The organism is Salinimicrobium tongyeongense, assembly GCF_026109735.1.
Lineage (GTDB): Bacteria > Bacteroidota > Bacteroidia > Flavobacteriales > Flavobacteriaceae > Salinimicrobium > Salinimicrobium tongyeongense.
In genome coordinates this window covers 2,099,166-2,111,774 of the sequence record NZ_CP069620.1, presented here as the reverse complement: position 1 = coordinate 2,111,774, position 12,609 = coordinate 2,099,166, and the positions used below count along the sequence as shown (strand labels likewise).

The window sequence follows — 12,609 nt, the reverse complement described above, 5'->3', positions numbered from 1 at the left end:
TCTTAGGGCTCAAAAACGAGATCATGTCAAAAACATATTATGACCCGGCCGACCTGAAGAAGTTCGGCAGTATATCGGAGTGGGATGAGGAATTGGGAAGTAAGTTCTTCGAATATTACAACAGTGTGTTCGAGGAAGGAGCCCTAACCGCCCGTGAAAAATCGCTTATCGCTCTTGCCGTATCACATGTGGTACAATGTCCATACTGCATTGATGCATATACCAAAGACGGCCTACAACGCGGAATAGAAAAAGAAGAAATGATGGAAGCCATCCACGTTGGCGCAGCCATAAAAGGCGGTGCCACCCTGGTGCACGGCGTACAGATGATGAACAAGTACAACAAGCTGTCTATGTGAGTCGCTCACCCCGCTGTAAAGCGGGATCTCAGCTCGTAAAACCGTTGCACGCAACGGCTCCAAAGCACGCAACGGCTCCGAGCTGAGATACCAAGGGTCTCCACAGGACCAACATCCAAAGTAAAGCCGTTGCGCGCAACGGCCCAGCAGTCACTATAACCACCACTAACAGATGCCCACAAAATCTCTAAAATCCCGAAAAAGCAACCTCTCCAACCCCCAGGAACAACTAAAATACCTTAGCAACGGGATCTTTGGAGAAGGGGAACTTCCTTTTTTCAGAGATAAAGTGGGCGAGAAAGGCGCATATCCGCTTAAGCCCAAAAAGCTGGAGATCCTGCAACTCAACCTTGGGTATATGTGCAACCAGGTGTGTTCGCACTGCCACGTAGATGCAGGCCCCGATCGCAAGGAGATCATGACCCGCGAGACCATGCAGCTCTGCCTAAACGTGATTAGGGAATCGGGCGCACATACCTTAGACCTTACCGGCGGCGCACCCGAGATGAACCCAGACTTCAGGTGGTTTGTAGAGGAAGCTTCAAAAGCAGGAATAAAGGATTTTATAGTTCGCTCGAACCTCACAATAATCGTGGCCAATAAAAAGTATCATGATCTACCGGAGTTCTTTAAGAAGCACAATGTGCATGTGGTCTCGTCGCTTCCGTTCTACAAAAAAGAAAAAACCGACCGGCAGCGTGGCAGCGGAGTTTTCGATAAATCCATTCAGGCTTTAAAAATGTTGAATGCCGTGGGGTACGGGAGAGAAGGCAGCGGACTAAAACTCGACCTGGTCTACAATCCAGCAGGGGCATTTTTGCCGGCCAGCCAGGAAGCGCTGGAGCGGGATTTTAAAAGGGCCTTAAAAGCCGATTTTGACATAGACTTCAATCAGCTTTTTTGCATTACCAACCTTCCAATAAGCCGGTTTTTGGAGTACCTTATAGCTTCAGAAAACTATGAAGATTACATGACTGCGCTGGTTGAAGCTTATAATCCCGCTGCCGTAGAAAATGTGATGTGCAAAAACACCCTTTCTGTAAGCTGGGACGGCTGGCTGTACGACTGTGATTTTAACCAGATGCTGGGGTTAAAGGTCAACTCCAAAGTGCAGCATTTAAAAGATTTTGACCCTGAAATGCTTCAGGAAAGAGAGATTTGCATTTCCCAACACTGTTATGGCTGCACGGCAGGGGCAGGAAGCAGTTGCCAGGGCAGCGTAACCTGATATTATGACAAAAAATAAAACCGATGAATTGCTCCTCATTTTTACACGAAACCCGGAAAAAGGCAAGGTCAAAAAGCGTTTGGCGCAAAGCATAGGAGACCAGGCAGCCTTAAAGGTGTACAAGTACCTCCTTAAGCATACGGTAGAGGTTACAAAGCATCTTGGGGCAGAAAAATGGGTGTATTATTCTGAAGCACTTCCGGAGGATGATATATGGGAAAAGGATCTTTTCAGAAAAAAACTTCAGCAGGGGGAAGACCTGGGGCAGCGTATGGAGCAGGCTTTTTCCGAAGCATTTAAAGCCGGATTTAAAAAAGTGGTCATCATTGGAAGCGATCTTTTTGAGCTTACAAAAGAAGACCTGAAAATGGCATTTTTGGCACTTCATGAACACCAGTATGTTGTGGGCCCGGCACAAGATGGGGGCTATTTCCTGCTGGGTATGACCGCACCCACGCCGCGCCTCTTCAGAAATAAAAACTGGAGCACGAGCAGTGTACTCGAACAAACCCTGGGCGACCTGGAACAGGAAAAGCTAAAGCTGTTGCCGGTGCGCAACGATATTGATACTTTTGAAGATATGCGCGGCCACCCGCAGCTTATGGAACTGATTAATTAAAAACCATGTTATGAAGAAGATGAAGATTTTAAGTTTTTTAATTGCAGCGGCATTGACCCTGGCGTGTAACGACAAAAAGAAAACCGAACAGGGAGCAAACCTTATGACGCAGGTGGAAGAAGTGCCTGTGCAGACCCAAAAGTATGATTCGGTTAAGGCCGATACCATTGAGGTGGGAAATATCACCCGATCTAAAGCCGAATGGAAACAGCTGCTTTCTTCCGAAGAATACCACATTTTACGGGAGGCAGGCACAGAACCGGCATTTCGCAACGCTTATTACAACAACAAGAAAGAAGGAATTTACTACTGTGGCGGCTGCAGTTTACCGCTGTACAGCTCTAACACCAAATTTGATTCGGGCACAGGCTGGCCCAGCTTCTATGCGCCCATAGACCCAAAGCTCGTGAAACGAAAGGTGGACCGGCGCTACGGAATGGAGCGGGTAGAAGTGGTGTGCGCCCAGTGCGGCTCTCACCTGGGGCACATCTTTCCTTACGAGGGAGTGCCAACAGAAGAACGGCATTGCCTGAATTCACTGGCGCTCGATTTTAAACAAATGGATATTTAATAACACATCAATGCTCAAAGATTTAGAACACACTACAGAATTTCTTGAGGCCAGGGGCTTCGATAAACCCGAAATAGGGATCATACTGGGCACAGGATTGGGTAAGTTAATTGATGAACTGGAAATAATTTCAGAAGTCAGTTACAACCACATTCCCGGCTTCCCAACAGCAACCGTGGAATTCCACAAAGGGAAGCTCATTTTTGGAAAGCTCGACGATAAAAAAGTGGTGGTGATGCAGGGGCGTTTCCACATTTACGAAGGTTACTCCCTTTGGGACGTGACATTTCCGGTAAGGGTGATGAAACGGCTTGGCATAAAGAAGCTGCTCATCTCGAACGCCGCCGGCTCTGTTAACCCCGATTTTAAAAAGGGGGACATCATGCTTATCGACGACCATATCAACCTTCAGGGCGGTTCCCCGCTGGCATTTAGAGGCGTGGAGCAACTGGGCACCCGCTTTACAGATATGAGTGCGCCTTACGACCAGCAAAGCGGCCGGATTATGCAGGAAATTGCCAAAGAAAACGGCTTTCCACTGCACAAAGGCGTTTACGCTGCAGTGGTAGGGCCTCAGCTCGAAACCCGGGCCGAATATCGTTACCTGCGCACCATTGGGGCCGATGCTGTTGGCATGAGTACAGTGCCCGAGGTGATCGTGGCAAATCATTTGAAGATCCCAATTGCTGCAGTTTCAGTATTGACAGATGAAGGGAATCCGGACGATCTTAAACCTGTAAATATTCAGGATATTATAGAAACTGCGGGAAAAGCCGAGCCGCAAATGATCACGCTCTTTAGAGAACTCATCAAGCGGATAGAACTAAAACCTGCGGAATAATGTCTACTCCCGAACATGTGGTGATCATTGGAAACGGCATTGCCGGGATCACTGCTGCACGGCACATAAGAAGAATTTCCGATAAAAAGATCACGGTCATCTCTGCGGAAAGTGATTTCTTTTTTTCGCGTACCGCCCTCATGTATGTGTACATGGGCCACATGAAATGGGAGCACCTGAAGCCTTACGAAGACTGGTTTTGGGAGGAAAATCGAATTGAGCTGAAGCAGGCGTATGTCGAGAAAATAGAAGCCTCTTCAAAAATGCTATTTTTGAGAGGTGGTGAAAGAATATATTACGACAAACTTATTCTTGCCACCGGTTCTGTGCCTCGTTTCCTCGGGATTGAAGGGGAAGATTTAAAAGGCGTTCAGGGACTGGTTTCAAAGCAGGATCTTGAATTGCTGGAAGAAAATACCCGGACCTGCAAGAGTGCAGTGATTGTTGGCGGCGGACTCATAGGCGTGGAACTGGCCGAGATGCTGCACACCCGCAACATACCGGTGACCATGCTCATTCGGGAAAAAGCTTTTTGGCAAAATGTGTTGCCTTTGCAGAATGCGCAATTCATCTCCCGGCACATTGAAAGCCACGGGATCATTTTGAAACACGAAACTGAATTAAAGGAAATAAAAGGCACCAACGGCAGAGTGACTTCTGTAAAAACCTCTGCGGGAGAGCAAATTGATTGTGACCTGCTGGGCATCTCTGTGGGTGTGAAGCCAAATATTACATTTTTGGAAGGTTCAGAAATTGAAATTGACCACGGAATCCTTGTTGATCCTTACCTGCAGACCAATATAACAGATGTTTATGCCATTGGTGACTGTGCGCAGCACAAGGAGCCCAAAAATGGCAGAAAAGACATCGAAGCTGTATGGTACACCGCCCGTATGATGGGCGAGACCGTGGCGCAGACCATCTGCGGAAAGCCATTTCCTTATAATCCCGGCCACTGGTTCAACAGCGCGAAATTTTTTGAGATCGAATTTCAAACCTATGGTTATGTGAGTGCCAATCCCGGGGAACATGAGCAACATCTGCATTGGGAACATCCGGATGGAACAAAGGCTGTAACCATTGCATATCATCCTGAGAATTTCAGGTTTTTTGGGATCAACACCTTTGGAATCCGTATGAGACATGAAGTTCTCGACCGCTGGCTAACAGACGAACGCGATCTGGAGTTTATCCTCTCACACCTTCGCGAAGCTAATTTCGATCCTGAATTTTACGATCGCTACGAGAAGGAGATTTTTAGTAGTTTTAAACATCAGGTCAGGGAACGACTAGAACATTAGACCTCAGAGGTTTTAAAAACCTCTGAGGTCTGCAAAAAAAGAAAAAAAGAACAGGATTAGATTTAAATTCAGACATTGAATCATAAAAAAAAAGACCTCACAGGTCTCCAAGACCTGTGAGGTCTGATCTTTAAATTATGTCCACACCCCAACACAACATGTCTCTTTCCGGAGAACCGCCCGCAACACTCTCCACTACTCAAAAAGTAGCCACGGGTATTGGCTGGACGGGAGTATTCATCTTTACCCTGGCCATTTTTAATCTGCAATTGCCTCAAATGTTCCTTTGGTTGGGTCTTGGATTGATAAGCCTTGGCGTTATAATTTTCGCAAATGACCAGTACTATGGAAAACCTGCAGGTGTAAAAAACGACGGGATCTGGTTCAAATCCATGACCGCTCGGGGAGTGCTCGCCTGGGGCACCGCAATTCTGCTCACCCTTTTCTACGTTGTACTCTACTGGTTTCCTCAATACCTGGGCTACAATCCCGATGGTGCCAACTCCGGACTCGTTGGTTTATTCGATCCGCTCAGCAGGTTTATAAGCGGCCAACCTGCAAGTCAGTGGTTTGTTTACGGAACATTCTACACCCTCGCGATCCTTATCTTTGGATATAAATTCCTGCTCAAGTACCGGCACAACAAGTACGAGGTATTGCGCACCTTTTCGGTTATGTTTTTTCAGTTAGGGTTCGCGTTCCTTATTCCCGAGATCCTCATGCGGCTCAATCAGCCGTACTTTAATCCGGTGAATATATGGCCGCTCAACTACGATCTTTTTGCGGGCTATAAATTATCAGAATTCTTTTCCGCAGGAAATATTGGGCTGCTTATGCTCTTCTTCGGAATTGCATCCATATTTGTGATCACCCCCATCCTCACCTATTTCTATGGAAAAAGATGGTACTGCTCCTGGGTTTGTGGCTGTGGCGGACTCGCAGAAACTGCGGGCGACCCGTACAGGCATTTATCCGACAAAAGCAGGGCAACATGGAAATTTGAAAGATATATCATACATACGGTTTTGGTTTTAGTGGTGGTCATGACCATCGCGGTGATATATTCATTTCTGAATGAAAACCCCGACCAGTTCTGGCTAAACAAGAATGTTTTTCTACTGGGATCTGCAGCTTTTCTGGTCCTGCTTTTTGGTCTTATCTGGATATTCAAAAGACACAGGCTGGCAAAAGATGCCAAAAAAGGTGCAATTATCTCCCTCAGCATTGTTCTGGCGATTATCGCTGCATTCTACTTCAGCGGAATGACCTACGGTTACCTGCTAAGGCAATGGTATGGCTTCCTGATCGGCGCGGCTTTTTCAGGGGTGATAGGGGTCGGTTTTTATCCAATTTTTGGGAACCGGGTGTGGTGTCGTTTTGGCTGCCCAATGGCCGCCGTGCTGGGAATGCAGCAGCGCCTGTTCTCCAAATTCAGGATCACCACCAACGGCGGGCAGTGCATCTCCTGCGGCAACTGCTCCACCTACTGTGAAATGGGAATCGATGTGCGGGCTTATGCTCAAAAAGGGGAAAATATTGTGCGTTCCAGCTGCGTGGGCTGTGGGATTTGCAGCGCTGTGTGCCCGCGGGGCGTCCTTAAACTCGAAAATGGTGCTTTGGAAGGCAGGATCAACAGCGAAGCTGTACTTCTAGGGAATGATGTCGATCTTCTCGATCTTATCCGGCAACAGAAAAAAGCTACCCGGGATCCTCACAGTTCTCCTTTCAATTCCTGACCTTTGGCGGAGTAAAAATTTCTGCTGAAATGCCTCAAATAAAAGTCATTATTCCTGCATATAACGAAGCCGGTTCGATTAATTTGGTAGTGAAAAATGTGCCTGAAATTGTGGACGAGGTCATCGTGGTGAGTAATAATTCTACAGATGCCACAGAAGAGAATGCTGCAAAAGCTGGTGCCACAGTGCTTCGGGAGCCGAAAAAAGGCTACGGCCACGCCTGTTTAAAAGGAATGGAATATGTCGCACAGCTCCCAAAAAAGCCTGAAATTATCGTATTTTTAGATGGTGACTACAGCGACTTTCCGCAGGAACTGGAAAAGATCGTGGAGCCAATTATCCAAAGAAATGTTGATTTGGTGATTGGCGCAAGAGTGAAACGCTGGCGGGAAAAAGGAGCGATGACCTTTCCGCAGATCTTTGGAAACTGGCTGGCAACAAGCCTTATGAAGTTGTTCTTCAACGCCCGGTTTACAGATCTTGGTCCGTTTAGGGCAATTAAGTACGAGAAGTTACTGGCTTTGGAAATGGAAGACAAAACCTACGGCTGGACGGTAGAAATGCAACTAAAGGCACTGAAAAAGGACTTCAGCTATGAAGAAGTACCGGTGCATTACCGCAACCGGATAGGGGTTTCAAAAGTTTCGGGAACTGTAAAAGGCGCTTTTATGGCCGGAGTCAAGATCCTTACATGGATCTTTAAATACAGCTTCAAATAATGGGAACGGCAATTTTAATAATTTTCGGGTTGTTAATGTTTGTAGTTTTTCTCTACAGCCTCTCCCTGCTGCACCTGCTCATCAACTTCCGAAGAAGTAGAAAACACAAAGACACCTCTCAAAAATGGCATTTTTCACACCCCGCTCAATTCCCTTTTGTCACTATACAACTGCCCCTCTACAACGAAAAACCTGTAGTGGAACGCCTGCTTCGGAATATTGCTGAAATAGATTATCCCCACCACAAACTCGAAGTTCAGGTACTCGATGATTCTACCGATGATTCCGCCGAATTAACAGCCCAAATTATTACTGAACTCCGGGCTGAAGGTTTCCCCATTCAACACCTCACCCGAAAAAACCGCATGGGCTTTAAGGCCGGTGCGCTAAAAGCCGGACTGGACGCTGCAAAAGGAGAATTTATTGCCATTTTTGATTCCGATTTTCTTCCGAAGCCAGACTGGCTCAAAAAAACTGTTCCTTATTTTAAAAACGAACGTCTGGGGGTGGTACAAACGCGTTGGGGGCACCTTAATGCCGATTATTCGCTGCTCACAAAATTGCAGGCTTTCCTGCTCGATTACCACTTTATCCTGGAGCAAACAGGGCGAAACTTTGGGAAACATTTTATCAACTTCAACGGCACCGCCGGAATCTGGCGAAAAACCTGCATCCTTGATGCCGGAAACTGGCAAGGCGACACGCTTACCGAAGACCTCGACCTTAGCTACCGGGCCCAGCTCAAAGGCTGGAAATTTAAATACTTAAAAGAAGTAGTAACTCCCGCCGAATTACCTATAACCATTGAGGCAGCACGTTCACAGCAATTCCGGTGGAATAAAGGGGCAGCAGAGAATTTTCAGAAGAATTACAGGAAAGTATTAAAGGAAAAAAACACCACTTTTGGCACCCGCATCCACAGTTTCTTTCACCTTTTAAACAGCAGCTTTTTTTTCGTGGTACTGTTGATGGGAATTATTAGTATCCCTGTGCTCTTCTTACTCAATGATCCCTCCTACTCCGGAATTTTGACCGGGATGACCGTCTTCATTTTAAGTCCGGTTATTTTTTTTATTACTTATTACGCAGCTTATCGGGAACTCCATAAAGATCAACAGCTCTCATTTTTCAGGTTTACAGGCCTGTTTTTTACGTTTTTTTCCATCGCTATGGGGCTTTCCCTGCACAATAGTATCGCCATTCTGGAAGGGCATTTTGGGAAGAAAAGCGAGTTCATAAGAACCCCAAAATTCAATCTTAAAGAAAACCTTCACACAAAAATTAAAGTTCCGGTGAAGATCACTTTTCAATTGATCCTGGAAATTATGTTGATGCTGTTGTTTGGCTTCGGGATCTTTTCAGCTTTCAGGATTGGTAGTTACAGCCTGCTCCCCTTCCATTTAATGATGTTTTTCGGGTTTTCTTATGTGGTGCTGACTTCTTTAAATATTGAGGTTGGGAGACCTCCCATTAAAACTCCAAGAAAAAACTGGGAAGAGAAATTCCAGAAGATGGCGAAAAATGCTGATGATGAACTTCTTTTGGATGATGCATTCGAGGATGAAAATTTTAATTAAAGAACATTAAATAAATTCAAACCTCACAGGTTTTGAAAACCTGTGAGGTTTAGTTGTGAAGCATGAAAAAGTTCCTCAGCCTCCACAAGATCCCTCTCCTCATTTTCCTCAGTTGCTGTGCCTTTTATCTGGCTTTCTCTTACGACCTGGAAAGGACGGACTTTTTCAAACTTTTGTCCCTCTGGGGCGGACTCTTTGTTCTTAGCTACAAATTCTTTCAATTGCAGCGGTACAATCTGAAAATTTTACTGGCAGCCGCAATTATTTTTCGCCTGCTATTCCTGTTTGCTATACCAAATTTATCCCAGGATTTCTATCGCTTCATCTGGGACGGCAGGTTATTGCTGGAAGGAATAAATCCCTATTTGATGACTCCTGCTGAATATTTTTCTTCAGGAGATTTACCATTTTCAGGAGCGCAGGAACTTTATGAAGGCATGAGCAGCCTTAGCGCCAGGAACCCGACTAACTATCCGCCGCTCAACCAACTTTTCTTTGCCCTGGCTGCTCTTTTTGGCGGAAATAGCATCCTCACGTCTGTTGTCTGGCTTCGGATATTTATAATCGCTGCCGATATCGGGATCTTTTACTTCGGAAGAAAACTGCTGAGAAACCTCAAGTTTCCTGAAAGCAATATTTTTCTCTATCTGCTAAATCCGCTCGTCATCATCGAACTCACCGGAAATCTTCATTTTGAAGGAGTAATGCTGTTCTTTCTACTGGCAGCCCTCTATATACTACAGTGTCAAAAATGGCTTTTTAGCGCCCTCTTCTTTTCCTGTTCTATTGCGGTGAAACTGATCCCGCTTATTTTTCTTCCGCTCCTCTTCAGAAGGCTTGGCTGGAAAAGAGCTTTGGTATATTATGCAGCCACAGGTATAATCTTACTTCTCTTCTTCCTGCCATTTCTTTCGGGTGCATTTGCAGAAAATTTCTTCAGCAGCATAAATCTCTGGTTTCAGAAGTTTGAGTTTAATGCGAGTATTTATTACCTCATCAGGTGGATTGGTTATGAGGTTGAAGGCTATAACATCATTGGATATGCGGGACCTGCACTGGCGGGTGTGGTGTTTGTCTCAATCCTCTTTATGGCCATTTTAAAACAAAATCAGGAAATGAGGGGCTTGCTCACCAGCATGATGTTTGGTATGGTGATCTATTTATTGCTGGCCACTACAGTACATCCCTGGTACCTGGCCACTCCGCTCCTACTTTCTGTTTTTACCCGCTATAAATTTGTGCAGGTGTGGAGCCTAATGGTGGCGCTGAGTTACTTTGCTTATTCGCAGCCGGATTATGAGGAGAACCTGTGGATTATTGCCTTGGAATATGTCGTAATATTTGGAGTGATGGTCTATGAGGTTATCAAATTCCAGGCAACAAATTCCAAATTTCAATAAAGAAGTTTTCTCGCAGAGGGCGCAAAGGCTTTCCGCAGAGGCCGCAGAAAATTAGTGGTCAGTGATCAGTGATCAGAAAAAAAATTACTGGAAGTTATTAGAATTACAAATATTCCCCGCTGATCTCGCAGATTCCCGCAAATGAAGACGTGAAAATTTCACAGAAAAGACACAAAGATTAAAAAAGAAGAGCACGAAGAAATCTTACTTTCTCAAATATTCCGCCTCCTTTTAGGACCGGGGCAAAGCGGAGAGTTTTATTTTATTTCTGTGAATCCGTGGCTATGCTTCACCCTGATACCACAAAAAAATCAGCGAAGATCTGCGCAATCTGCGGGAAACAAAAACTCCGGAAACATTGCTGCTTCCGGAGTTGAATAATTATTTTAAGACTTGTGGTTACCAGCCTAAAAGGTAAGCAAACACAAGAGGCGCCACGATGGTAGCATCACTCTCGATAATGAATTTAGGCGTGTCTTTATCGAGTTTTCCCCAGGTGATCTTTTCATTTGGTACAGCACCGGAATAACTTCCGTAGCTGGTTGTGGAATCTGATATCTGGCAGAAATAGCTCCAGAATGGGATGTCATGCATTTCCATATCCTGGTAAAGCATTGGCACCACACATATTGGGAAATCTCCGGCTATACCTCCTCCAATCTGGAAGAAACCAACTCCCTTATCGGTGTTCTTCGTGTACCAGTCGGCAATGAAGCCCATATATTCAATTCCCGATTTCATGGTAGAGGCTTTTAGTTCGCCTTTCATGACATAAGAAGCGAAAATGTTCCCCATCGTACTGTCTTCCCAGCCGGGAACCACCATTGGCAGGTTCTTTTCTGCTGCGGCATACATCCAGGAATCCTTCAGGTCGATCTCGTAATACTCCTCCATTACTCCGCTGAGCAACAGCTTATACATATATTCATGCGGAAAATACCGTTCTCCTGCAGCTTCAGCATCTTTCCAGATCTTTACGATATGCTTCTGGATTCTTCGAAAGGCTTCTTCTTCAGGAATACAGGTATCTGTCACGCGGTTAAGACCACGCTCCAACAGGTCCCATTCATCCTGCGCTGTGAGATCCCGATAATGAGGCACACGCTCGTAATGGGTATGCGCCACAAGGTTCATCACATCCTCTTCCAGGTTGGCCCCTGTACAGGAAATGAACTGCACCTTATCCTGACGGATCATTTCAGCAAAACTTTTACCAATCTCGGCAGTACTCATCGCACCGGCGAGGGTAACAAGCATTTTGTTCCCCTTGTCAAGTTGGGCCTGATATCCTTTTGCGGCATCTACAAGAGCCGCTGAGTTAAAATGTTTAAAATGTCTTTCTATAAATTCCGTAACCGGTCCTTTACTCATCGTCTTCGTCTTCGTTATGATTTAAATATTTAAATTTGTAGCTCAACATCTTGTAGTAAAGTTTGGCCGCAAGAAAATCGGATGATTTTTCGTTTTCATTCGGGTTAAGCTCTACAATGTCGAATCCTACCACGTTCTTCTTTTTGAACATCAGCTTAAGGAATTCGAGGGTTTCATACCAGAACATTCCGCCGGGTTCGGGAGTACCTGTAGATGGCAGGATAGAAGGATCAAACGCATCAAGGTCTATAGTGATAAACACGTTTGGGGTCATTTGCCCAATGGCATCTTCCATCCAGTCTTCGTAAAGATCGTGAGCCCAGTACACCTGGTTCTCATCCATATGATCCATTTCAGAAATATCCATAGAGCGTATACCTACCTGGATAAGGTTGGTTTTCTTACTGGCTTCGTGAACGGCACAGGCGTGGTTACAGGTGGTGCCTTCATACTCGGGACGCAAATCGGCATGTGCATCGATCTGCACCACGGTAAGGTCTTCAAAGCTTTCGTTAAAAGCACGAATGGTTCCAATAGAAATGGAATGCTCGCCTCCAAAAATAGTAACGAATTTTTCCTGCTTAATGTAGTTCTTTACAGTTTTATGAACCGCTTCCACCATTTTCTCGGGGGAGGAATTTTCGGTCACCGGCGGTGCAAGGTACACGCCTTTTTTATAGACTTCAGTACGGGTCTCGATATCAAAGAGCTCCATATTTTCTGAAGCTTCCAGAAAAGCATCGGGGCCTTTATCGGCTCCCTTACCCCAGGTACTTGTTCCGTCATAAGGAACCGGGATCAAAACTACTTTTGCGTCATCTAAGCGTGCATACTTGTCCGGAATGCCGGCGTAATTCTTTTTACTCATTTTATTAGCGATTGTTGTG

General features: G+C 45.5%; 13 protein-coding genes. 10 read left to right on the top strand and 3 right to left on the bottom strand.

The window, feature by feature from the left end:
• The first annotated feature begins 23 nt into the window (after positions 1-23).
• The 9 genes from JRG66_RS09395 (at position 24) to JRG66_RS09355 (ending at position 8,951) form a co-directional block, all read left to right on the top strand.
• On the top strand, positions 24-359 hold the full coding sequence (locus JRG66_RS09395; RefSeq protein WP_029036636.1) for an arsenosugar biosynthesis-associated peroxidase-like protein: 336 nt from the start codon (positions 24-26) through the stop codon (positions 357-359).
• A 172-nt stretch (positions 360-531) separates the two neighbouring features.
• Complete coding sequence (arsS, locus tag JRG66_RS09390) at positions 532-1,587, top strand: arsenosugar biosynthesis radical SAM (seleno)protein ArsS (RefSeq protein ID WP_265162513.1); 1,056 nt, start codon at positions 532-534, stop codon at positions 1,585-1,587.
• 4 nt (positions 1,588-1,591) lie between these two features.
• Positions 1,592-2,206, top strand: coding sequence for a TIGR04282 family arsenosugar biosynthesis glycosyltransferase (locus tag JRG66_RS09385; protein ID WP_265162512.1), 615 nt, complete (start codon positions 1,592-1,594; stop codon positions 2,204-2,206).
• 10 nt (positions 2,207-2,216) lie between these two features.
• Positions 2,217-2,777 carry a peptide-methionine (R)-S-oxide reductase MsrB gene (msrB, locus tag JRG66_RS09380; protein WP_265162511.1) on the top strand — a complete coding sequence of 187 codons (561 nt, stop codon included), beginning with the start codon at positions 2,217-2,219 and terminating at the stop codon, positions 2,775-2,777.
• A gap of 10 nt (positions 2,778-2,787) precedes the next feature.
• Positions 2,788-3,618: a purine-nucleoside phosphorylase gene (locus JRG66_RS09375; RefSeq protein ID WP_265162510.1), complete on the top strand. Its 831-nt coding sequence runs from the start codon at positions 2,788-2,790 to the stop codon at positions 3,616-3,618.
• Positions 3,618-4,919 carry an NAD(P)/FAD-dependent oxidoreductase gene (locus tag JRG66_RS09370; RefSeq protein ID WP_265162509.1) on the top strand — a complete coding sequence of 434 codons (1,302 nt, stop codon included), beginning with the start codon at positions 3,618-3,620 and terminating at the stop codon, positions 4,917-4,919. The genes JRG66_RS09375 and JRG66_RS09370 overlap by 1 nt, the downstream gene beginning before the upstream one ends.
• Positions 4,920-5,056: 137 nt before the next feature.
• Positions 5,057-6,655, top strand: a complete 1,599-nt coding sequence (locus JRG66_RS09365; RefSeq protein ID WP_265162508.1) for a 4Fe-4S binding protein — start codon at positions 5,057-5,059, stop codon at positions 6,653-6,655.
• Between the two features lie 29 nt (positions 6,656-6,684).
• Positions 6,685-7,374: a glycosyltransferase family 2 protein gene (locus JRG66_RS09360; RefSeq protein ID WP_265162507.1), complete on the top strand. Its 690-nt coding sequence runs from the start codon at positions 6,685-6,687 to the stop codon at positions 7,372-7,374.
• A 35-nt stretch (positions 7,375-7,409) separates the two neighbouring features.
• Positions 7,410-8,951 (top strand): cellulose synthase family protein, encoded by a 1,542-nt coding sequence (locus JRG66_RS09355; RefSeq protein WP_265162506.1) that lies wholly within the window; start codon positions 7,410-7,412, stop codon positions 8,949-8,951.
• Positions 8,952-8,974: 23 nt separating this feature from the next.
• On the opposite strand, the gene JRG66_RS09350 is transcribed toward JRG66_RS09355, so the two are convergent.
• Entirely contained in the window at positions 8,975-9,172 is a 198-nt protein-coding gene (locus JRG66_RS09350; protein WP_265162505.1) for a hypothetical protein, read from the bottom strand.
• On the opposite strand from JRG66_RS09350, the gene mptB reads away from it, so the two are divergent.
• Complete coding sequence (gene mptB / locus JRG66_RS09345; RefSeq protein WP_265162504.1) at positions 9,173-10,351, top strand: polyprenol phosphomannose-dependent alpha 1,6 mannosyltransferase MptB; 1,179 nt, start codon at positions 9,173-9,175, stop codon at positions 10,349-10,351.
• A gap of 399 nt (positions 10,352-10,750) precedes the next feature.
• Here mptB and JRG66_RS09340 read toward each other — a convergent pair whose 3' ends face one another.
• Both JRG66_RS09340 and speB read right to left on the bottom strand, forming a co-directional pair.
• Positions 10,751-11,722 carry a deoxyhypusine synthase family protein gene (locus JRG66_RS09340; protein WP_265162502.1) on the bottom strand — a complete coding sequence of 324 codons (972 nt, stop codon included), beginning with the start codon at positions 11,720-11,722 and terminating at the stop codon, positions 10,751-10,753.
• Positions 11,715-12,590, bottom strand: a complete 876-nt coding sequence (gene speB, locus JRG66_RS09335) for an agmatinase (protein ID WP_265162501.1) — start codon at positions 12,588-12,590, stop codon at positions 11,715-11,717. Before speB ends, JRG66_RS09340 begins: the two co-directional genes overlap by 8 nt.
• Positions 12,591-12,609: the final 19 nt, after the last annotated feature.